General features: G+C 70.2%; 26 protein-coding genes and 1 riboswitch. Of the genes, 11 read left to right on the top strand and 15 right to left on the bottom strand.

Annotated features, from left to right (window positions below; translation table 11 throughout):
* Positions 1-230: 230 nt before the first annotated feature.
* Entirely contained in the window at positions 231-833 is a 603-nt protein-coding gene (locus AA0Y20_RS14690; RefSeq protein WP_412935714.1) for a TetR/AcrR family transcriptional regulator, read from the top strand.
* A gap of 18 nt (positions 834-851) precedes the next feature.
* Here AA0Y20_RS14690 and AA0Y20_RS14695 read toward each other — a convergent pair whose 3' ends face one another.
* On the bottom strand, positions 852-2,006 hold the full coding sequence (locus tag AA0Y20_RS14695) for a hypothetical protein (RefSeq protein ID WP_412935717.1): 1,155 nt from the start codon (positions 2,004-2,006) through the stop codon (positions 852-854).
* 105 nt (positions 2,007-2,111) lie between these two features.
* On the opposite strand from AA0Y20_RS14695, the gene AA0Y20_RS14700 reads away from it, so the two are divergent.
* Complete coding sequence (locus AA0Y20_RS14700) at positions 2,112-3,188, top strand: peptidoglycan DD-metalloendopeptidase family protein (protein WP_412935720.1); 1,077 nt, start codon at positions 2,112-2,114, stop codon at positions 3,186-3,188.
* 15 nt (positions 3,189-3,203) lie between these two features.
* On the top strand, positions 3,204-3,728 hold the full coding sequence (locus AA0Y20_RS14705) for a hypothetical protein (RefSeq protein ID WP_412935721.1): 525 nt from the start codon (positions 3,204-3,206) through the stop codon (positions 3,726-3,728).
* 95 nt (positions 3,729-3,823) lie between these two features.
* On the opposite strand, the gene AA0Y20_RS14710 is transcribed toward AA0Y20_RS14705, so the two are convergent.
* Genes AA0Y20_RS14710 through AA0Y20_RS14720 form a run of 3 tightly spaced genes read right to left on the bottom strand, consistent with a single transcriptional unit; the run spans position 3,824 to position 4,812 of the window.
* Positions 3,824-4,036 carry a hypothetical protein gene (locus tag AA0Y20_RS14710; RefSeq protein WP_412935723.1) on the bottom strand — a complete coding sequence of 71 codons (213 nt, stop codon included), beginning with the start codon at positions 4,034-4,036 and terminating at the stop codon, positions 3,824-3,826.
* Positions 4,037-4,078: 42 nt separating this feature from the next.
* Entirely contained in the window at positions 4,079-4,429 is a 351-nt protein-coding gene (locus AA0Y20_RS14715; protein WP_412935724.1) for a peptide ABC transporter permease, read from the bottom strand.
* On the bottom strand, positions 4,426-4,812 hold the full coding sequence (locus AA0Y20_RS14720; RefSeq protein ID WP_412935726.1) for a hypothetical protein: 387 nt from the start codon (positions 4,810-4,812) through the stop codon (positions 4,426-4,428). The genes AA0Y20_RS14715 and AA0Y20_RS14720 overlap by 4 nt, the downstream gene beginning before the upstream one ends.
* 118 nt (positions 4,813-4,930) lie before the next feature.
* Between AA0Y20_RS14720 and AA0Y20_RS14725 the strand changes: the two genes are divergently transcribed.
* Positions 4,931-5,446, top strand: a complete 516-nt coding sequence (locus tag AA0Y20_RS14725) for a MarR family winged helix-turn-helix transcriptional regulator (RefSeq protein WP_412935729.1) — start codon at positions 4,931-4,933, stop codon at positions 5,444-5,446.
* A gap of 4 nt (positions 5,447-5,450) precedes the next feature.
* Here the strand turns inward: AA0Y20_RS14725 and AA0Y20_RS14730 are convergent, their stop codons facing one another.
* Entirely contained in the window at positions 5,451-6,251 is an 801-nt protein-coding gene (locus tag AA0Y20_RS14730; protein WP_413331713.1) for a DNA-formamidopyrimidine glycosylase family protein, read from the bottom strand.
* A 117-nt stretch (positions 6,252-6,368) separates the two neighbouring features.
* Between AA0Y20_RS14730 and AA0Y20_RS14735 the strand changes: the two genes are divergently transcribed.
* Positions 6,369-7,205, top strand: a complete 837-nt coding sequence (locus AA0Y20_RS14735; RefSeq protein ID WP_412935735.1) for an alpha/beta fold hydrolase — start codon at positions 6,369-6,371, stop codon at positions 7,203-7,205.
* Positions 7,206-7,280: 75 nt separating this feature from the next.
* Here the strand turns inward: AA0Y20_RS14735 and AA0Y20_RS14740 are convergent, their stop codons facing one another.
* Together AA0Y20_RS14740 and AA0Y20_RS14745 are read right to left on the bottom strand one after the other, a co-directional pair.
* A complete protein-coding gene (locus AA0Y20_RS14740; protein WP_412935738.1) occupies positions 7,281-7,763 on the bottom strand; it encodes a pyridoxamine 5'-phosphate oxidase family protein in 483 nt (160 codons plus the stop codon).
* A 110-nt stretch (positions 7,764-7,873) separates the two neighbouring features.
* A complete protein-coding gene (locus AA0Y20_RS14745; RefSeq protein WP_412935740.1) occupies positions 7,874-8,059 on the bottom strand; it encodes a hypothetical protein in 186 nt (61 codons plus the stop codon).
* Positions 8,060-8,218: 159 nt separating this feature from the next.
* Here AA0Y20_RS14745 and AA0Y20_RS14750 point away from each other — a divergent pair, with 159 nt between their 5' ends.
* Entirely contained in the window at positions 8,219-8,398 is a 180-nt protein-coding gene (locus AA0Y20_RS14750; RefSeq protein ID WP_412935742.1) for a hypothetical protein, read from the top strand.
* Here the strand turns inward: AA0Y20_RS14750 and AA0Y20_RS14755 are convergent.
* From AA0Y20_RS14755 to AA0Y20_RS14775, 5 genes are all read right to left on the bottom strand, one after another.
* On the bottom strand, positions 8,330-8,737 hold the full coding sequence (locus tag AA0Y20_RS14755) for a DMT family transporter (RefSeq protein WP_412935744.1): 408 nt from the start codon (positions 8,735-8,737) through the stop codon (positions 8,330-8,332). The two genes, AA0Y20_RS14750 and AA0Y20_RS14755, sit on opposite strands and share 69 nt — an antisense overlap.
* 1 nt (position 8,738) lies before the next feature.
* On the bottom strand, positions 8,739-9,053 hold the full coding sequence (locus AA0Y20_RS14760) for a DMT family transporter (protein ID WP_412935746.1): 315 nt from the start codon (positions 9,051-9,053) through the stop codon (positions 8,739-8,741).
* Positions 9,054-9,063: 10 nt separating this feature from the next.
* Positions 9,064-9,127: riboswitch (guanidine-III (ykkC-III) riboswitch) on the bottom strand.
* A 19-nt stretch (positions 9,128-9,146) separates the two neighbouring features.
* Positions 9,147-9,968 (bottom strand): CPBP family intramembrane glutamic endopeptidase, encoded by an 822-nt coding sequence (locus tag AA0Y20_RS14765; protein ID WP_412935748.1) that lies wholly within the window; start codon positions 9,966-9,968, stop codon positions 9,147-9,149.
* Positions 9,969-10,019: 51 nt separating this feature from the next.
* On the bottom strand, positions 10,020-10,769 hold the full coding sequence (gene trmB, locus AA0Y20_RS14770) for a tRNA (guanosine(46)-N7)-methyltransferase TrmB (protein ID WP_412935750.1): 750 nt from the start codon (positions 10,767-10,769) through the stop codon (positions 10,020-10,022).
* 47 nt (positions 10,770-10,816) lie between these two features.
* The gene (locus AA0Y20_RS14775; RefSeq protein WP_412935752.1) at positions 10,817-11,650 is read right to left on the bottom strand and encodes a DUF3097 domain-containing protein; all 834 of its coding nucleotides are present in this window, start codon (positions 11,648-11,650) and stop codon (positions 10,817-10,819) included.
* Between the two features lie 179 nt (positions 11,651-11,829).
* Here AA0Y20_RS14775 and AA0Y20_RS14780 point away from each other — a divergent pair, with 179 nt between their 5' ends.
* From AA0Y20_RS14780 to AA0Y20_RS14795, 4 genes are all read left to right on the top strand, one after another.
* Positions 11,830-13,857 carry a TPM domain-containing protein gene (locus AA0Y20_RS14780; protein ID WP_412935755.1) on the top strand — a complete coding sequence of 676 codons (2,028 nt, stop codon included), beginning with the start codon at positions 11,830-11,832 and terminating at the stop codon, positions 13,855-13,857.
* A 41-nt stretch (positions 13,858-13,898) separates the two neighbouring features.
* Positions 13,899-14,633 (top strand): PspA/IM30 family protein, encoded by a 735-nt coding sequence (locus AA0Y20_RS14785; protein ID WP_112617301.1) that lies wholly within the window; start codon positions 13,899-13,901, stop codon positions 14,631-14,633.
* 79 nt (positions 14,634-14,712) lie between these two features.
* Complete coding sequence (locus AA0Y20_RS14790; protein WP_412935758.1) at positions 14,713-15,561, top strand: arginase family protein; 849 nt, start codon at positions 14,713-14,715, stop codon at positions 15,559-15,561.
* The gene (locus AA0Y20_RS14795) at positions 15,558-16,022 is read left to right on the top strand and encodes a Fe-S oxidoreductase (protein ID WP_412935761.1); all 465 of its coding nucleotides are present in this window, start codon (positions 15,558-15,560) and stop codon (positions 16,020-16,022) included. Before AA0Y20_RS14790 ends, AA0Y20_RS14795 begins: the two co-directional genes overlap by 4 nt.
* Before the next feature lie 6 nt (positions 16,023-16,028).
* Here AA0Y20_RS14795 and AA0Y20_RS14800 read toward each other — a convergent pair whose 3' ends face one another.
* The 3 genes from AA0Y20_RS14800 to AA0Y20_RS14810 form a co-directional block, all read right to left on the bottom strand.
* Entirely contained in the window at positions 16,029-16,490 is a 462-nt protein-coding gene (locus AA0Y20_RS14800; protein ID WP_412935764.1) for an SIP domain-containing protein, read from the bottom strand.
* A gap of 71 nt (positions 16,491-16,561) precedes the next feature.
* Positions 16,562-17,272: a tyrosine-protein phosphatase gene (locus tag AA0Y20_RS14805; RefSeq protein WP_412935767.1), complete on the bottom strand. Its 711-nt coding sequence runs from the start codon at positions 17,270-17,272 to the stop codon at positions 16,562-16,564.
* Between the two features lie 8 nt (positions 17,273-17,280).
* Positions 17,281-17,757, bottom strand: coding sequence for a carboxymuconolactone decarboxylase family protein (locus AA0Y20_RS14810; RefSeq protein WP_412935769.1), 477 nt, complete (start codon positions 17,755-17,757; stop codon positions 17,281-17,283).
* Positions 17,758-17,796: 39 nt separating this feature from the next.
* Between AA0Y20_RS14810 and AA0Y20_RS14815 the strand changes: the two genes are divergently transcribed.
* Positions 17,797-18,759: an alpha/beta fold hydrolase gene (locus tag AA0Y20_RS14815; RefSeq protein WP_412935771.1), complete on the top strand. Its 963-nt coding sequence runs from the start codon at positions 17,797-17,799 to the stop codon at positions 18,757-18,759.
* The last annotated feature ends 173 nt before the right edge of the window (positions 18,760-18,932 follow it).

The raw sequence follows: 18,932 nt of genomic DNA on the forward strand, positions 1-18,932 counted from the left end.
CTCTCAGCGAGGGGGTACGAAGATCGACCCTCCTGGTCGGTGGAGGAATGGCGATTGCTCACGGGTGTTCTTTCTCGATAGGGCACGGGTGGGCACTCACAGGATAGCGGGCACCGCGCCACGTGGGGCCGACCGCCGGGTCGCCGGGGCGCGCGGCCCGAAAACGCCATGACGATCCACACGACGAAGCGACCCGGGTGTTCCCGGAGGGGCGCAGCTACAGTGTCGGCATGTCGGGGAAAAAGGTGGGTCGCCCGCGCGCGCAGGACATCACCGACGACCTTCTCCGGGAGGGCGAGCGCGTCATCGCCGAGGACGGGTTCTCGGCTCTCACCATCGACGGTCTCGTGAGCCGGGCCGGGTCGACACGGCCCACCTTCTACCGACGGTTCCGGAGCGCGGGCCACTTCGCGGTCGCTGTTCTGGCGCACCGCTTCGCGCCCGGACCCGCACCCGCGACCGGGTCGCTCCCCGGTGATCTGCGCGCCGTGCAGCGCGAGGAGATCGCAGTCCTCGCCGACCCGGTCGCCCGCAACAGCCTGGCCGACCTCGTCGGCGCCTCCAGAACGGACCACGACCTCTCGGAGCTGCTCGATGCCGACTTCATCCGACCGCGCCGCGAACGCGTGAGACACGTCATCGACGCCGCCCGCGCGCGGGGCGAGATCGAGCCGCCCGATGCGGATGCCGATCAGGTCTACGACCTCTTGATGGGCCCCCTCATCACCCGCATGTTCGTGCCGCCGCACGCTGCACCCGACGACCGCCTCGCCGAGGCCGGCGTTCGTTCGGCACTGACACGGCTCGGGTTCGACATCGACGACCGTGCCTGAACCACGCGGGTGAGAAGATCAGTCTCCGGTGAGTCCGCTGCCGTCGGCCGACATCCGGAACGACGCGCGCTCGTAGTCGTCTTCGAGTGAGAAATTGATCTGGACCGGACCCGACTTCTCTCCGGACGACACCGCTTCGGCGCCGCCCCAGGTGCGCATGACCGTCGCCCCTGCGTCGTCGACCGGGAGCCCGCTCTCGGCCGCAGCCCGCTTCATGGCCGGGAGGATGCTCGCGAGATCGACATCCCGCCACGAGAAGGCCTCCGTGGCCGATTTCGGCTGGATCGAAACGGCACCGGAGTGCTCGACCTGACCGCCGCGGTACATCCACCTGTCGGTATGCGTGGTGCCGGGCGTCACGGGAGCCTCGACGATGACGAAATCGGGGGTGACGTAGATCGAGCTCACGAGATCGTGGCCGATCTCCTGTTCGAGGGCGGACTCTGCCTGGGCGAGCGGCCCGGGCTGACGCATGTCGACGTGCGCCCTGCCGTCGAGCACCGCCTCGGCGGTCTGCGCGACGGCTTCCCGATAGGGCATCACGACGGCGACGCCCACCACCACGGCGACAGCCGCGAACACCAACAGACGCAGCGGCCGGCGGCGTCGCCCGACTCCGATCAGCGGTCCCTTGCGTCGCCCGCCCGAGATCCGCGTATGGCTCGCCACCGGGACGAACCGAACCGACGAACGATCCGGGATCGTGAGGCTCGCGACCTCTGCGGCCGAGAGCTCACCGTCGACGAACGCGACCTCGGGTCCGCCGTCGAGGAGGATGACGACCTGGCGCTGAAGCCCGGGCTGGAATGCGGGAAGCTCCGTGAGTGCCACGACCGAGCGCATGGTCGTCGCGTACGCCTCTCCCTGAAGCGGCCGCACCGTCAGATCGATCTCGCACAGCGGCTGATCGTTGATCTGGGTTCCTGTCTGACGGATCGCATCGACGCGGGCGAGACCGAGCCGACGAGCGTCGAGGGCGCGACGGAGATCATCCTTCGACACCGCCACTCCCCCGGCCATCGATCGGCCGATGAGGATGAACACCCCGCTGATGATCGCGATCGGGAGCGCGATGCTCATGATGGCCCAGCCGGCATCCGGCGGCCCGACGTACTCGACCACGGCGCCACCCGCGAGCGCGCCGACAGCTGCGAAGAAGATCAAACGGAGCACCACACGACCCTATCGACGACCGCTAAGCCCCGAGAATCGGCGCGTGCCGGCTGTGTTCCGACCCCCGACCTCGGCGGGATCTCAGCATCCTGTTAGGTTCTTCTCGTGTCGACGGACGAGAACGAGACCCCGCGGGCGATCAGCCGCCGCACGGTGCTGCTCGGATCCGTCGCAGCGGGATCACTGGTGCTCGCCTCTGCGGCACCCGCGCGAGCCCTGACGTACACCGTGAAGACGCCCGCGGAACATGCCGCGCTGCCGATCGTCTGGGGGTACCCCTTCGCCAGCCGCGCGACGCGCGGATCGGGTGTGGACGGGTACCCGGGGCAGACCTACAGCGGCCACATCGGCGCGGACTATTACGTGAGCCCCCGCATCGGAACGACGATCCTCGCGGTCGCCGACGGCACGGTGACCGCTGTCGGCGACGACGGCGACGTGAGCCGCGGCGTGTTCGTGATCGTCCAGCACGCGGCGGGCGTGCGTTCGGAGTACCTGCACATGGAGCGCGGCAGCCCGCTGGTGAGCGTGGGCCAGCGGGTCTTCCGCTGGACACCTTTGGGGCGGACCGGGAACACCGGAGACGTGCGACCGCGGACAGAGGCCAACGCCCATCTCCACCTGGCGATCTTCTCCGGCCCTCACCGCACCGGAACGGTCTGGAACCCCGCCTGGCTCATCGAGGGAGCCCCGCTTCCGGTGACGTCGCCGACCGCGGCGACCCCCGTCTACCGCTTCTGGAGCGCCCGCTACCAGGGACACTTCTACACCGCGAGCGCAGCCGAGCGCGACGGCATCGCAGCGCGCTGGCCGGACATCTGGTCGTACGAGGGAACCGCCTACCGCGCGTTCACGAGTCAGGTAGCCGGCACCGTGCCCCTCTTCCGCTTCTGGAGCGCCCAGTACAACGGGCACTTCTACACGACGGATGCCGGGGAGCGCGATTCGGTGATGGCCCGTTGGCCGGACGTCTGGTCGTACGAGGGCACGGCGTTCTTCGTCTATCCGGCGGGCTCGTCCGTGTCCGATACGGTGACCGTCGCACGATTCTGGAGTCCGTCAGCGCGACACCACTTCTATACCGCGAGCGCCGAGGAACGTGACGGCGTGATCGCACGGTGGCCGGACGTCTGGAAGTACGAGGGAGACAGCTTCCGAGTTCCCGCGAACGTCGAGAACTGAGACCGAGGAGAACCCATGACCGGCATCGACCTTCGGCGCCACTTCGGCCTGGCGGGTATCGCCGTGGTCGCGCTCCTCACCGCGGGGTGCGCGACTCCCGGGGTCGGGAGCGCGGTGAGCACGAGCCCGTCGCCATCGCCGACCGCGGACGAGTCGCCGTCGCCCTCCCCGTCGACGTCTCCGGAACCGTCCCAGGCACCCGAGCCGACCCCTGATGCGTCGGGGTCTCCGACACCGTCATCATCGACAGCGGACCTGCTGGAGACGTGCCTCGTCGCTGTACGAGACGGCAACGCGCCGGCATCCGATCAGCTCGATCGGTCGACGATCGAGAGCGAACGAGCGCGGTCGGCGCTCCGCCCCGACGGCCTCTGGTACGTCGTCGTGCCGATCCACGACCCGACAGTCGACGCGCAGCTCGAGTACGCGTGCCTGCTGACCGCCGATCTGACGGTCGATGCGAGCTGGGGGCGGATCGCCCCCGAAACCGACGACTTCGACCTCTGGTCCACGGCTACGGAGCCGGCCGAGGGAATGTAGTTTCCCCACCGCCGGCCGCGGAAGGCCGGCCTCCCGGGGACGCGAAAGCGCCCGGAGAGCAGGTCTCCGGGCGCCTCAGAACTGATCAGGACTGATCACGAGGACTTCTCGTCCTCTTCCGGCTCGAAGGTCGATGCGGTTCCGGTGTGTCCGGCCGCGACCCCGTCCGGGTGGCTCGGGATGGTGCCGTCCTTGCCCAACCCGCCCGGCTCACGCGTCCCGTCGCTGTCCGTGTCCGATGTCGAGACCTCGACGTCGGGGCCTTCGTATGCGTTGTCGTCGGTTTCCCGACTGTTGTCGTCGCTCATGTCGTTCTCCTTCTCTTCGTCGCCGGCCGTTGCCGTCCGGTCTCAGATGAACGGTGCGAGCGCTCCCGCCGTCAGCGCCAGAACCCCGGCCACGGCCCCCGAGGCCGTGGCGGTCATCCGGAGGTGACGGCGAGCGCGCGACTTCCGCGCGCGGTTCCCGGGAGCCTCGGTGGTCAGCAGCGATCGCTGCGCGTCCTTGAGCGTCGCGTAGCGGCCGATAGGAGTCGCTTGGCCATCGAGGGCGATGAAATGCCCATCGGGAGACGTGTCGATTGACCCGACGAACTCTCCGTCCGTGGAGGCCACGTAGAACCCGGGGGCGACGGTCGACCAGGTGATGGTGCGGGCGCTCAGGATACGGGGCGACTCGGTCGCCCGCTCGAGGATGCTCATGCTGCGGTCGCCAGCTCGCTCGGAGCGACGGCGCTTTCACCGGTGGGGAGGACTGCCGGCGCGACCGATACGGCGGGTGCGACGTCGAAATCGGCGAAATCGACGACGAGGCCGGTGGACGAGGTCGCGGCCCGCGCCATCTCCGTCAGCAGTGCCGAGTCGAGCTTCTCCGTCTCCGCTCCTGCGAAGACGAAGCGGAGCGGAATGGCCGGCTGCAGCCAGATGGTCTGACGGCCCGCCGCGATGTCGGCGCCATGACGCCAGGTCAGTGTGAAGCTCTCCGAACGGCGAAGCTTCGTGGCCGTGAGCACCTTGAGGTGCGCGAGCAGACGGTCCGGGATCTCGATCGACTCGGACGTGTTTCCGTAGAACAGCTGGCCCATGGTTGCTCCTCACAGATGCTGGATGACTTGTTGGGAACGCTACTAGTTGGGCAAGTATCTCGTCAAGTTAGATATCTGGTAAGGTAAAGCTACGGCCACGGACTGCGGAGGTGTGCTGATGACGACCGGCTTCTTCTACGACGGCGACCGTCGACGTGCGACCAGCACGCTCGAAGCGCTTCGGCTCTATCAAGCGGCAGAGGCCGCCATGCGCCGAAGGACGCGGGAGTCGATGTCGATGGGCGAGAACGAGCTGCTCGTGATCCGGCAACTGCTCCGCGCTCGGTCGCGCAACCTGCAGGTCAAGCCCGGGGACGTGGCGAAGTACCTCGGCATCTCGACAGCGAGCACCACCAGCTTGCTCGATCGACTCGAATCCGCGGGGTACCTCAGGCGAGTGCCGCACCCCAGCGACCGCCGCAGCGTCTACCTCGAGCCGACCGAGCGAGCCGATGAAGAGGTTCGTGCGACCCTGTCCGCCATGCACGATCGCATGCACCAGGTCGCGGACGAGACCTCGCCCGAGGCGACGGCAGCCGTGATCGACTTCCTCTCCCGGATGCAGGATGCCGTCGACTCGGTCGAACCGGCAGCGTCTCAACAGCGCGAGCGCCGCGCGGCATCCGCAGGCTGACCACTCAGCCTCTCCGGGGCTGACACGAGGGGCACCACCACGTGCGGCGACGCTCCGGATCGCCATGCACCTCCGCGCGAACGATGACGCGCGTACCGCAGCGCAGACACGGCCTGCCGGCGCGGCCAGCCACCCAGTGAGCGTGCCCTCGGCGCGACGAGCCGGTGGTCACCTGGTACATGCCGGGCACCGTAGCGGAGAGTCGCAGTGCGCGCGCCGCGCGCGCGACGAGGTCGGCAGTGTCCACGACGGATACCGGGTCGAACGGGTGGGCACCCGAGAGGAACGCCAGCTCGTTGACCCAGAGATTGCCGAGCCCGGCGATGTTGCGCTGGTCGAGCAGCGCGCCGACGAAGCTCCGCTGCGGCCGAGCGCGGAGGCGACGGACAGCTTCGTGGGCATCCCAGTCCTCCCGCAGCGGATCCGGCCCGAGGTGGTCGAGCGCCGGCGCGACCGCGGCGGCTCGGAGCAGTTCGACGACGGGCATGTCGACGCCCCAGAGCGACGCACCGTCGTCGAGTTCGGCGCGGACCCGTACCGCCGACATCACGCGCGCGGGGAGGGTACGGCCGGCACGCGTCACCGTCCACGAACCCTGCATCAGCAGGTGGGTGTGCAGCGCGAACCCGGGATCCAGCCAGGTGACGAGATGCTTGCCATGGGTCTCGATGGCCCGAATCGTCCACCCGGCGAGAGACGTTCCTGCGGCGCCGCCTGATCGCAGCTCACCGGAGACGATCCTGCGGCCCACGAGCTGCGGCCGCAGGCGGGCGGCGATCCGGAAGACGCTGTCACCTTCGGGCACGGGCACCTCCCGAACTCATGCCGGCCTCATCCTCCCAGTCTGCTGCCCTCCCATAGCCTCGGCTCGGCGAAGCGTCAACTGCTCGCGAAACCCCACGAAGGCCATGACGATGGCGTCATGACTGAGATCACCGCGCACAAGGGCCTCTTCAACGACATCGAACTGCACGTCGACGACACCGGCGGGTCGGGCCGTCCGGTGGTGCTGATTCACGGGTGGCCGCTGTCCGCCGAATCATGGTCCGAGCAGATTCCCGCTCTGACTGCCGCCGGTTACCGCGTCGTCGCCTACGACCGCCGCGGCTTCGGACGCAGCGACAAGCCGCGATCGGGCTACGACTACAACACGTTCGCCCAGGATCTGGCATCCGTGCTCGACACCCTCGATCTTCGCGACGTGACTCTGGTCGGCTTCTCGATGGGCGGCGGCGAGGTCGCCCGCTACATCGCGAATCACGGTCAGGAACGGCTCCGGAGCGTCGTCTTCGCAGCCGCAGTGCCGCCCTACCTGGCGCAGACGGCGGACAACCCCGAGGGGCCGCTGACGTCGGATGCCGCCGAAGAGATGGAGAACGCCCTGAAGGCGGACGAGGCGGTCTTCTACAACGACTTCACGACCGGGTTCTTCTCGGTCGACGGCGACCTCAAGGTCACGGAGGAGCAGCGGCAGGATGCTCTCGCCCTCGCCCGTCAGGCCGACCACCACGCGGCGCTGAAGTCGATGGAGGCGTGGGCCACGACCGACTTCCGGCGCGACCTCGACGCAGTCACCGTGCCCGCGCTCATCATCCACGGCGACGGCGACGCGACCGTGCCCTTCGAGGGATCGGGAAAGCGGACCCACGAGCAGCTGCCGGGGAGCGAGCTCGCTCTGATCGAAGACGCCCCCCACGGATTGAACGTGAGCCACGCCGGCCAGTTCAACGAGGCACTGCTCGCCTTCCTCGCCAAGTAGGCTCCACCGCACGGACCGCGATGGGCCGTCCCGCAGCAGCGGAGACGGCCCATCGCGGCGTGGAGATCCGAAGACTCAGAGGTCCATCTTCTCGTTTCGACCCTCGTAGGTCTCACCGGTGATCTTCGACTTGATCAGGCCGATGGCTGTGGCGATGCGCCCGCCGGCGCTGCTCCAGTACTCCCCCGAGATCGCGTCTACGCGAAGCAGCGTGATCCTCGGGTCCTCCGGCCCATCGGGGAACCACGCCTCGAGGGTGCTCGACCAGTAGTGCTCGAGCCGGGCTCGATCGTCGACGATCGTCGCCTCACCGGCGAGCGACACCCACGCGTCATCCTTGCTGAGAGCCACCCCGACGGAGGGGCGGACAGTCACCTGCGTGGCGACCGACGAACCCCGGTCGACGACGAACCACAGATCGCCGTCGAACTCCGCCTCCTGAACGGTCAGCGGACGCGCGGTGAGTTTGCCCGAGTCGTCGATCGTGGTGACCATGGCGAACCGGAACTCCGGCAGCAGCTCGGCGAGAATCGCCCGGGGGTCTTCGTTGTCGCTCATCGTGTCTCCTTCGGTGGGGCGGGTCCGGCGTTGGTGGGTACAGGCTGACACCGCTCCACGCGGCGCGTCGTGCTCTTGACAGGCGGCGCAGACGCCCGTCGGCGACGCCGTCAGCCTCCGGACGGGTTGTCGAGGGGCTGCCCGCCCTCATCGGTCGTCGTGTCCACGTCACCGCCGTCAGGTGCCGACTCGTCGGGTGCCGCGCTCGGGGCACCGGGAAAGGCCGATGCCCCTCCCGTGGTCGTGCCCTGCTCGGGCTCGGCGCGCTCGTCTCGTCGCGGATCGGAGTCGCTCATCAGATCGTCCTTTCGTCGGTTCGTGACCGCGACGGTACGCCTCGCGCGCGCAGGGTCCGAGGGCATTGACACGCGTCGCGCCCGGATCATCCCTCAGTCGGATGCCTCTCAGCCGATCGACCGACGCGCAGACCCCTCTCCGCTTCCTAACGTCGAAATGTGACCGCCGCACCCCTATCTCCCCTCGACCGCATCCAGCTCGCCGCCGGCCGAGGCCGAGCCCTGATCGGATCGATCCTGGGCAATATCGCCATCCTCGGCATCATCGCGCTAGCGGCGCTCGTCGTGCCGATCGCGGCCGCCCTCGTCTTCGGGCCGGCGCTCCTCGCCCGCCTGTGATCCTCCGATCGGCGCCGAGGCCGGGACGAGCTTCAGTCCGATGACCGCGACGACGATGCCGGCGATGAAGACGACCTTGCCCGCCGAGAACGCCTCGGCGCCGGTTGCGATCGACCAGGTGACGGTGAGAGCCGCCCCCACGCCTACCCATACGGCGTACGCCGTGCCGATCGGGATCCGCCTCATCGCTCGTCCGAGCCCGATCATGCTCAGGATCAGTCCGCCGGCGAACACGACGCTCGCCACGGGCTCGCGGAATCCGTCGGACCGGCCGAGCGCTGTGGCCCAGACGGCCTCGCAGACGGCACTGGCGAGCAGGATGACCCAGGCCCGGCGCACGTCAGCTCACCACCTTCAGGCCGACGACGCAGGCGACGAGCAGCACGAGCAGGAGGATGCGGGCGACCGAGGCGCGCTCGCGGCGGGTCGCCATCGCCCAGACGACCGTGAGCGTCGCTCCTACGCCGACCCACACCGAATAGGCGGTACCGGTCGGCAGCTCGGTCATCGCGAAAGCGAGACCCGCCATGCTTCCCGCAAGCGCGACGGCGAAGAGGAGAGCGGGCCGTTTGCGACGGAACCCCTCGGATGCCGCGAGCGCGGCCGCCCATACCGCCTCGAGGACGCCGGATGCGATCAGGATCACCCATGACATGACAGACCTGTCCGAGTCAGTCTTGTCCGATGCGGGTACTGCTCCCTCGTCCGCGGGCCCGGTCGGGGCCCCACGACCCAGCCTAGCCGCGGGTCAGGGCGACGGAACCAGGAACAGGGCGTCGAGGAGCCCCGGGTTGTGCGCGTGGACGAGCACTCCGAAGACGACGGCGTCGAACAGCAGGTGCACGGTCACGACATAGGTGAGCGAGCGCGTGCGCAGGAAGATGTAGCCCTGGAGGAGCGCGAACGGGATCGTCAGCACCGGCCCCCAGGCGCGATACCCGAGCTCCCAGAGGAACGAGACGAACACGATGGCCTGGAGGACGTTCGCCGACACGTCGGCGAAGTGCCGCCGCAGCAGCGCGAAGCACGTGCAGATGAAGAACAGCTCATCCCAGATGCCGACTGCACCGACGCCGACGAAGAGTCTCGCGATGAGGTCCGGGGTGTCGACGACCGGCCAGTTCGTGTAGACGCCCGAGGTGATGAAGTAGAACGGCAGGATGAGCCACCCGAGCACGAGGACAGCGGCCAGCCAGACCCACTGGAACGTCGTCCACCGGCCTCCCCCGCGCCACGGGAAGCGGATGGCGTGATCGCGGTAGACGAAGCGCGATACGAGATAGGGCAGGAGGACGGCGCCCCCGAGCGCGAGGGTGAACCGCAGCATCGCGAGATCGTCGAGCTCGGCCTTCAGGTCGATGAGGCTCACGACGACGAGGCCGAGAGCGATGAGCGAGAGATCACGCGTCAACGACGGCCGTCCCGCCTCACGGACACGCCAGCGGTCGACCCCGAGCGCCGCGACGAGACCCAGGATGAGGAGCGCCCAGCCGAGCCAGGGCTGCAGCAGCACGAAGAACGCCGGTGCGGCGGAGCACACCAGCACGGCCGGCAGAGTGCTCGCCGACACGTACGGGCGAACAGCCAACCCCGGGTGCGACTTCACAACGCTCGCCTCTCGTCAGTCCGCGTCGATGCGACGGTACGCGAGATCACGGATGTCGCGTCCCTTGGCGATGCCCTTCCGCTCGAAGGCCGTCATCACGCGGCCCTCGAAGCGCGGCGCCCAGTCTCCGTCGAAGTCGGGCGTGAAGCCCGCGGCATCCCCCATCACCTCGCGCATCTGACGCGCGTAGTCCTCCCAGTCGGTCGCCAGGCGGAGCACGCCGCCCACCTTGAGCACGCGCGCGGCCAACGGCGTGAAATCGGGAGAGATGAGGCGCCGCTTGGTGTGACGGGTCTTGTGCCAGGGATCGGAGAAGAAGATCCACAGTTCGTCGACGGATGCCGCGGGCAGCAGGTGCTCGAGCACCTCGGGCGCGTTCGCCTCGACGAGGCGCAGGTTCCGCGCCCCCGCGCGATCGGCATCGAGCATGGTCCGGGCGAGACCGGCACGGAAGACCTCGACGGCGAGGAAGTCCGTCTCGGGCGCGGCCTGCGCTGCCGCGACGATGGCATGCCCCTGTCCGGAGCCGATCTCGACCACGAGCCGCGCGTCACGTCCGAACAGGGCGGCGGGGTCGACGTGCGAGCCCGGCCGGACGCTCAGCAGAGCCTGGTCGCGCTCGACGGGGATGTTGTAGAAGCCGCCGAGCTGGTTCCACGCCCGCTCCTGACCGTCGCTCATGCGACCGCTGCGGCGGGCGAATGAGACCGGCCGCTCACGGTATCGGGGTTCGTCACCGGTGTCGGGCGCGTCGGTCTGCGGCATGAGTCCAGGGTATCGAGCCGCCGGGGCGGCGCCGAGCCGGGGTCCGCTCAGGCGGTGACGAAGTCGATGAGCTCCTCGACCCGTCCCAGCAGCGCCGGGTCCAGGTCTCGATACGTACGAACCGATCCGAGGATGCGCTGCCACGCGTGGGCGATGTCGGCCTGATCCTCGGCCGGCCAGCCGAGCGCACGGCAGACGCCGACCTTCCACTCGATGCCCCGCGGCACCTGCGGCCACGCACGGATGCCGACGGCCTCGGGGCGGACGCACTGCCAGACGTCGATGTGAGGGTGTCCGACGATCTTGAGGTGCGCGCCGTGCGGGCCGCGCAGGATCTGCTGCGCGATGCGCGTCTCCTTCGAACCCGCGACGAGGTGGTCGACGAGCACCCCGTAGCGACGCTCAGCGGACGGCGGCTCGTCTCGGAGGAGGTCCTCGAGCAGATCGACCCCCTGCAGGTACTCGACCACGACGCCCTCGACACGGAGGTCGGCGCCCCAGACCTTCTCGACGAGCTCGGCGTCGTGACGCCCTTCGACCAGGATGCGAGACGCTCGCGCGACGCGCGCCCGCTGCTGCGGGGCCACGAACGAGCCTGAGGCGGTCCGCATCCGTCCCGCAGGCTGCACCGCCTTCGGCGCGACGAGCTTGACCGGTTCGCCGTCGACGAGGAAGCCGCCACCCAGGGGGAACAGGCGCACCTTGCCGAGGCGGTCCTCGAGCTCGATGTTCCCGCCGCGCACGGCCACGACGGCTCCGCAATAGCCGTCGGCCGCGACCTCGACCACGAGGTCGGGATCGGCGGGCACCTCGGGCACGACCTTGCGTCCGGCATCCCGCCATCCCGCCGCGAGAACATCCGTGCCGTATCTGTCGTCCATGCTTCCTCCCACCTCGGCCTCACCGGCCGCCGGTCAGCGTAACCGCGGGGGTTCCCGACCTCCGGTATCCGCGCCGCGATTCCGCTGCCCGCTGATTCACAGTCCCCGCATAGGCTCGGACACGAGGCCCTCAATAGAGTGGAGACGAGGCCGGTCCTCCGACCTCGGAAGGGGAACGGATGCGCGTGCTCCGAGCAGTGACGCTCTCGATCGTGGCGAGCCTGACGCTCGTCATCGGCGGCTCCGCCGCGGCCTGGGCGACCGATCCGGTCGACCTCGGTGCGGGACGAGTCGTCGACCAGGCCGACGCGTTGTCGCCCGGCGAGGAGAGCGCCGTCGACGAGAGGCTCACCGCCCTGAGCTCCGAGGCCGGCATCGATCTGTGGGTCGTCTACGTCGACGCGTTCACCAGCCCGTCCGACGCGGAGGGCTGGGCGAACGCAGTCGCCGAGCAGGGCGGTCTCGGCGTCAACCAGTACGTTCTCGCGGTCGCGACCGAGCAGCGCAACTTCTACCTCTCGGGCGACACCAACGGCCCCGTCGACGCCGACACGCTGGGCACGATCGAGACCCGCGACATCCTGCCCGAGCTCCGCTCGGAGGACTGGGGCGGCGCAGCGTTCGCCGCCGCCGGCGGGCTCGCGGCGGCGGTCGGCGGTTCCGGCGGTTCCGGCGGTTCCGGCAGCGACACCGGCACCGGCTTCTCCGGTCTGACGATCGTCCTCGGCATCCTCGCCGTGGGCGCCGTGATCGCCGTCGTCGTGGTCCTCGTGCGCCGCCGCCGGACCGGTGGCACGGCCTCCGCCGGCGGCGCGGCGACCGAGCCGATCGAGGCACTCGCCCGGCGCTCCGCCAGCGCGCTCGTCGCGGCCGACGACGCAATCCGGACGAGCGAGCAGGAACTCGGCTTCGCGACCGCTCAGTTCGGCGACGAAGCCGCCGCGGCATTCGCCCAGACGCTGGCCCAGGCGCGGCGCGATCTCGACGAGGCGTTCTCGCTTCAGCAGCGCCTGGATGACGACCAGCCCGACACCGAGGCAGACGTCCGCGCCATCCACACGCGGATCCTCGAACTGTGCGCGCACGCCGACTCGGAGCTGGACGCACGCGCCGACGAGTTCGACCGCCTGCGCGACCTCGAGCAGAACGCACCCGAGGCTCTCGTGCGCATCCAGCAGGAACGGGTGACGGCAGGAACGGGACTCGACGGCGCCATCGCGACGCTCGAGCGTCTCCGATCCGCCTACGCCCCCGAAGAACTCGCGACCATCGGCGACAACCACGATCAGGCGCGCAGCCGCTTGACCTACGCGGACGAACAGCTCGCGGCAGCGCAGAGCTCGATCGCGGCCGGCGACGGCGCCGGCGCCGCGGTCTCGCTGCGCGCAGCCGAGGGTGCCGTCGCCCAGGCCGCACAGCTGGAGGCCTCCGTCGAGAAGGTGTCCGCCGATCTCGCGACCGCCGAACGCGACGCGGCCGCGCTCATCACGGAGCTCGAGCAGGATGTCGCCGCCGCCGTCGGCGTCCCCGATCCCGACGGCTCACTCGCCGCGGTCTCATCAGCCACTCGGCAGCAGATCGACTCCGCGCGCGCTCAGCTCACCGGCGATCACCGCCGCCCGCAGGCAGCACTGTCGGCGCTCCTGGGCGCGAACTCGGCGATCGACGCCGCGCTGGCCGGTGCGCGGGACGCCGCGCAGCGCGCCGCGCGAGCGCGACAGACGCTCGACCAGCAACTGCAGCAGGCGCGCGCCCAGGTCTCCGCCGCAGAGGACTACATCGGCACACGGCGCGGCGCCGTCGGCGCCACGGCACGCACGCGGGTCGCAGAGGCGCGTGCGTCGCTCGATCGCGCCGAGGCGACCGCCCAGATCGAGCCGGAACGCGCTCTGGCCGACGCGGCTCGCGCAGTGCAGCTGAGCGGTCTCGCTATCGACGCGGCCCGCGCTGACGTCGGCGGCTTCGCGCCCACCTCCTCCGGTTCGAACTCCAGCGGCATGATGGGTGCCATGATCGGCGGCATGGTGCTGAACTCGCTCCTCGGCGGCGGCTCGTCCGGTCGCCGTTCCTCGGGCTTCGGCGGCAGCGGCTTCGGCGGCGGCTTCGGCGGATCGCGCGGAGGTTTCGGCGGCGGCTCGCGCGGCCGCAGCGGCGGCGGCGGGTTCGGCGGTGGCGGTCGCTCCCGCCGCGGCGGCGGCCGCTTCTGACGACTTCTCCCTTTTCCAGACCACCCACGAAAGGAACCCCGATGGCAAAGCAGTCCATCTTCGGTCGCATCTCGACGCTCGTGAAGGCGAACATCAACGCCCTCCTCGATCAGGCCGAGGACCCGCAGAAGATGCTCGACCAGCTCGTGCGGGACTACACCAACTCGATCGCCGACGCGGAATCGGCGATCGCGGAGACGATCGGCAACCTGCGCCTGCTCGAGCGCGACCACCAGGAAGACGTCCAGGCGGCCGCCGAATGGGGCAACAAGGCCCTCGCAGCCAGCCGTAAGGCCGACGAGCTTCGTGCGGTGGGCAACACGGCCGACGCCGACAAGTTCGACAACCTCGCCAAGGTCGCGCTGCAGCGCCAGATCAGCGAGGAAAACGAGGCCCGGACGATCGCCCCGACGATCGCCACCCAGACCGAGGTCGTCGAGAAGCTCAAGGACGGCCTCAACGGCATGAAGGTCAAGCTCGACCAGCTCCGCGCGAAGCGCTCCGAGCTGCTCGCGCGCGCCAAGACGGCGGAGGCCCAGAACCGCGTCCACGACGCCGTCAAGTCGATCGACGTGCTCGACCCCACGAGCGAGCTCGGTCGCTTCGAAGACAAGGTGCGTCGCCAGGAGGCGCTCGCCGCCGGCAAGCAGGAACTCGCCGCGTCGAGCCTCGACGCGCAGTTCGAGAGCCTCGAAGACGTGGGCCAGCTCACCGAGGTCGAGGCCCGGCTCGCCGCGCTGAAGACGGGCGGAGCGGCCGGCGCCATCGAGCGCTGACACCCGCGACGACGCCCGGGCCGGTCCTGCCGCCCGGGCGTCGTCGATCCGCTGAGAAAGCCCGACGGAGGACGAAGTAATGACCCGATTCATCGTGGTCCCGCAGTGGCAGGGCTCGCCCTCGACGCGATCGATGACGTTGATCGACGGCGCTGACGCGATCGCCGGCGACCTCCCGCGCAGCGCGACCGTCCGAGTGGACGTGCCGGTCGAGGCGGGCGAGGCCCTCGGCAGCGGCATCCGGCGGTTCAGCTCACTTCAGCGCACCCGCGATCTGGTGGACGCCGCGCTGATCGAGACCGACGGCGCCACCGCCGACACGAGCGCGACGACGCCGGGCGGTCACTCCGTGGTCGTGGGCGGCGACTGCGGGGTGGCGGTGCCGGCGATCGCGCATTCCGCCGCGCGGCATCCCGACCTGGCCGTCGTCTGGTTCGACGCCCACGCCGATCTCCACACCCCCGAGTCGTCACCGTCCGGCGCCTTCTCGGGCATGGCCCTGCGCGCCGTGTTCGAGGCGGGCCCGCTGTCACCGGATGCCGGCGTGCCGGTCGACCGAGTCGTGCTGGCGGGTGCTCGCGAATTCGACGAGCCCGAGATCGAGGCGGTGCGCACCTCGGGCCTCACGCATCTCGGCGTCGAGGACCTGGCCGATCCCGCCCGCCTGGCCGACGCGGTCGCCGCCACCGGCGCGGGCTCGCTCTACGTCCACGTCGACCTCGACGTGCTCGACCCCGCAGCGATCACCGGTGTGAGTGCGGCGGTCCCCTTCGGACTCGACGTCCCGACCCTCACGAACGCCATCGGCGTCCTGCGGGGGCGTTTCCCCCTGGTGGGGGCGTCCGTGTCGGGGTTCGCCCCGCCCCACCCCGAGGCCGTCGTCGACGACATGGGCTCCGTGCTGCGCGTCGTCGGAGCCCTGGCATGAGCGCGATGCGCACTCCCCCCGCCGGATGGCGGCAGCGAGCCGAACGAGCGGTCGAGCGCGGAGCCGCTCTCGACCGCCTCATCCCGCGTGTGCTGCTCGACTCCCCCGTCAGCGCGTTCGGCGCCCGAGCCGGCACCGCCTTCGGCTTCGCCTGGGGCACGCTGTGGTCGACCGGACGCGTCGAAAAGCGTCACGGGCTGTGGGTCTTCCGCGGGATGCCGGCCTGGACCTTCGGTCGCGGCGGCGTCTGCGTCGGGTCGTGCTTCCTGACCGGAGACCGGGAGCCCAGCGAGCGGATCCTCACGCACGAGGCCGTGCACGCTCGGCAGTGGCGGCGTTACGGACTGCTCATGCCGCTGCTCTACCTGATCGCGGGCCGCGATCCGTTGCGGAACCGGTTCGAGATCGAGGCGGGACTCGCGGACGGCAACTACATCCCCCGCCGAGCGGAGAACCGCTGAGTCGGATCAGCGGGCGGTCGCGAGGCCGAAACGCTCGGGCGTGTGGATCGATGCGCCTTCCATCCCGCACCGTGCGGTGAGGTGGTCGACGATGTCGGCCGTGCCGAGGAAACCGCCGAGCAGGTGCACCCGCGTCGCCTTCGCGGCATCCGTGCACAGCATCTCGTCGGCCCACGCGGTGACGGCCCGCGCGAGCGCCTCTCCCGACGCGCAGCCACGGCCCGAGCCCGGCGCGCCGGTACGGCGGGAACGGTCGAGCCAGGTCACGACCATACGGGCCGGCGCCGAGACGGTGCCGATCCACGTCGCGTCCGGCACCTCGACGAACACACGACCGGTCGAGCACAACGGCAGCGTCGCGAGCAGCGCCTCGAGCTCGGCCAGCGACTTCTCGTCGGCCGTCACCAGGTGCTGCACGCGGACGTGCTTCGATGCGCGGCAGGCAGCGGCGCTGTGGAGCTCGGTCATGATGCCTCCACTATACCCGCGAGGTAGGCATGCCTTACCTTCGTAGCCGAAACCCGCAGGCGATCCTCGCTTCAGCGCAGGATGATGCGACGCAGCTCCGTGAGCTCGTCGTCGCCGAGCCCGTGGGAACGGAGGTAGTCGGCGGGCGACCCGAACCGCTCACGCAGGTCCGCCAGGAGGGCGCGCATCACCGGCGCCGGCGAGCGCGTGGCCAGATCGACCAGCTGCGGGGCATCGGGATGGTGCGCCCGGAGATAAGCCAGGATCGGCGCGTTGCGCTCGGCCGGCAGCAGCGTCTCGGTGCGCGCGTAGTCGTCGACGACGGCATCCTCGTCGACTCCCGCCGCCGCGAGGATCATCGCGACCGTCACGCCGGTGCGGTCCTTCCCGATCGTGCAGTGCACGAGCACCGGCTGATCGGCGATCACTCCCCGGACGACCTCGAGCACGCGTGACGCCGACTCGTCGACGAGCGAACGGTACATCGACTCGAGCGACATGTCGGCGCGGAACAGCGACGCGACCGACCCCAGGAAAAGCGGAACCCGCTGAGTCCGGATCGGCAGGTCGCCGAGCACCGTCGGTTCGGAGCGCACCTCGTCGTCGTCGCGCAGATCGATGATGCGTCGCAAGCCGAGCTCGCCGAGAGCACGGCGCCCGTCTCCATCGACGCGGAAGAGATTTCCCGACCGGTACAGCACACCCGAACGGGTCGACGTGCTGCCCGCACGGAGGCCGCCGGTATCGCGGAAGTTCAGGGCGCCCGGCACCGACAACGACACCGCGCCGCTCATCGGTCGGAGCGCGGGAGCGGCGGCACCGGGTACCGACCCGCGATCGTCAGACGATTGAACGCGTTGATCGAGATGAACAGCCAGCTCAGCGCGACGTACTCCGCCTCGGAGAACACGCCGCCGACGTGGTCGTAGAGCTCGTCCGAAACACCTTCGTCCGCGATGTGCACGTATGCCTCGGCGAGCTCGAGCGCCGTGCGTTCCCGCTCGTCGAAGACCCCCGACTCGCGCCAGGTGGCGAGCTGGGCGATCTCGTCGGCCGTGACACCGGCGGCGACGGCCCGACCGACGTGCACCCGGACGCAATAGGCGCACCCGTTGAGCTGCGAGCTGTGGACGAGCGCGAGCTCCTTCAGGCGCTCGTCGATGCCGGCATCCTGTGCCATGGTCCCCACGGTGCGGGCAAAGGCGTCGAGCGCGTCGTAGGCCGGACGCGCCGCTTTCGCGAGGTGGATGCGCCGCTCGGGGTTCATGCGTCAACTTTACCCACCGGCCCTCAGCGCCGCGCGAGAATGGACCCGTCCCCGACGCGAAGGATCACCGTGCACGACGACACGTTCGACGAGTTCTCGTTCCTGCCCGTTCAGGCCGCCGAAGCCGGTGTGCCGACCCCGGCGGCGGAGCGGCTGTTCACCTTCACCCCCGACGGACGTCCCCTCAGCGCATTGAGGCTCGGCGACGGCGACCCCGAGTTCACCCTGCTGCACGGTGCCGGCCTGAACGCGCACACCTGGGATCGCACCGTGCTCGCACTCGGTCGGCCTGCGCTGGCACTCGACCTTCCGGGCCACGGCGACTCCGGCTGGCGCGACGACGCCGACTACACCGGACGCACCCTCGCGGCGGACATCGCACCCGCGGTCGCGCACTGGACGCAAGCGCCGCAGGTCGTCGTCGGGCAGTCGCTCGGCGGTCTGACGGCGACGGCCCTCGCCGCAGCGCGCCCCGACCTCGTCCGCGCCCTCGTGATCGTCGACATCGCCCCCGGGCTCGACCCGGGCGGCGCGGCGTCGCAGATCCGACGGTTCTTCGCCGGCCCGACCACCTGGGCCTCCCGCGCCGAGATGGTCGAACGGGCGCTGTCGTTCGGACTCGGCGGAGACCGCGCCGCGGCCGAGCGCGGCGTGTACCTCAACTCGCGAGTGCGTGACGACGGCCGCGTGGAGTGGAAGCACCACTTCGCCCGCATCGCCAACGCGCTCGCCGCCGACCCCGCAGCCGCGGCCGCGGCATCCGACCGGCAGGATGCCCTGGCTTCCGTGCTCGCGGCATCCGGCTGGGACGACCTCGCCGCCGTGACGGCGCCCATCACGCTCGTCCGGGGAACTCGGGGATACCTCACCGACGCCGACGTCGCCGCGTTCGGGGAGCGCGTCCCCGCTGCGCGGATCGTCACGGTCGACTCCGGCCACAACGTGCAGGAGGAACTGCCGGTCGACCTCGCCCGCATCATCCGCGACGCCGCCCTCGCCTGACCCGGCCGCTCCGCCCTGCTGCCGGGGCGAAGCCGTGCCGCCGACAGGCTGAGCTGTCGTCAGCCGAGCTCCGCCGCGGCGGAACAGCTGCTCAGCCTGTCGACGGCCCGCGGTCCGCACCCGACCGCCCCGCAACCATCGGACCTCCGCCTCCCACCCGAGCAGGGCCGCTG

This window comes from Microbacterium pratiae, from assembly GCF_047302165.1.
In the GTDB taxonomy this organism is placed as follows: Bacteria; Actinomycetota; Actinomycetes; order Actinomycetales; family Microbacteriaceae; genus Microbacterium.

Bases quoted from the DNA above. Each gene is read 5' to 3' on its own strand.
- AA0Y20_RS14740 (WP_412935738.1), bottom strand. From the start codon at position 7,763: ATGAGCGACAACGAAGACCCCCGGGCGATTCTCGCCGAGCTGCTGCCG.
- trmB (WP_412935750.1), bottom strand. From the start codon at position 10,769: ATGCCGCAGACCGACGCGCCCGACACCGGTGACGAACCCCGATACCGT.
- AA0Y20_RS14810 (WP_412935769.1), bottom strand. From the start codon at position 17,757: ATGAACCCCGAGCGGCGCATCCACCTCGCGAAAGCGGCGCGTCCGGCC.
- AA0Y20_RS14705 (WP_412935721.1), top strand. From the start codon at position 3,204: ATGACCGGCATCGACCTTCGGCGCCACTTCGGCCTGGCGGGTATCGCC.
- AA0Y20_RS14785 (WP_112617301.1), top strand. From the start codon at position 13,899: ATGGCAAAGCAGTCCATCTTCGGTCGCATCTCGACGCTCGTGAAGGCG.
- AA0Y20_RS14790 (WP_412935758.1), top strand. From the start codon at position 14,713: ATGACCCGATTCATCGTGGTCCCGCAGTGGCAGGGCTCGCCCTCGACG.
- AA0Y20_RS14775 (WP_412935752.1), bottom strand. From the start codon at position 11,650: ATGGACGACAGATACGGCACGGATGTTCTCGCGGCGGGATGGCGGGAT.
- AA0Y20_RS14720 (WP_412935726.1), bottom strand. From the start codon at position 4,812: ATGGGCCAGCTGTTCTACGGAAACACGTCCGAGTCGATCGAGATCCCG.
- AA0Y20_RS14715 (WP_412935724.1), bottom strand. From the start codon at position 4,429: ATGAGCATCCTCGAGCGGGCGACCGAGTCGCCCCGTATCCTGAGCGCC.
- AA0Y20_RS14780 (WP_412935755.1), top strand. From the start codon at position 11,830: ATGCGCGTGCTCCGAGCAGTGACGCTCTCGATCGTGGCGAGCCTGACG.
- AA0Y20_RS14725 (WP_412935729.1), top strand. From the start codon at position 4,931: ATGACGACCGGCTTCTTCTACGACGGCGACCGTCGACGTGCGACCAGC.
- AA0Y20_RS14795 (WP_412935761.1), top strand. From the start codon at position 15,558: ATGAGCGCGATGCGCACTCCCCCCGCCGGATGGCGGCAGCGAGCCGAA.
- AA0Y20_RS14815 (WP_412935771.1), top strand. From the start codon at position 17,797: ATGGACCCGTCCCCGACGCGAAGGATCACCGTGCACGACGACACGTTC.
- AA0Y20_RS14710 (WP_412935723.1), bottom strand. From the start codon at position 4,036: ATGAGCGACGACAACAGTCGGGAAACCGACGACAACGCATACGAAGGC.
- AA0Y20_RS14745 (WP_412935740.1), bottom strand. From the start codon at position 8,059: ATGAGCGACTCCGATCCGCGACGAGACGAGCGCGCCGAGCCCGAGCAG.
- AA0Y20_RS14690 (WP_412935714.1), top strand. From the start codon at position 231: ATGTCGGGGAAAAAGGTGGGTCGCCCGCGCGCGCAGGACATCACCGAC.
- AA0Y20_RS14800 (WP_412935764.1), bottom strand. From the start codon at position 16,490: ATGACCGAGCTCCACAGCGCCGCTGCCTGCCGCGCATCGAAGCACGTC.
- AA0Y20_RS14735 (WP_412935735.1), top strand. From the start codon at position 6,369: ATGACTGAGATCACCGCGCACAAGGGCCTCTTCAACGACATCGAACTG.
- AA0Y20_RS14760 (WP_412935746.1), bottom strand. From the start codon at position 9,053: ATGTCATGGGTGATCCTGATCGCATCCGGCGTCCTCGAGGCGGTATGG.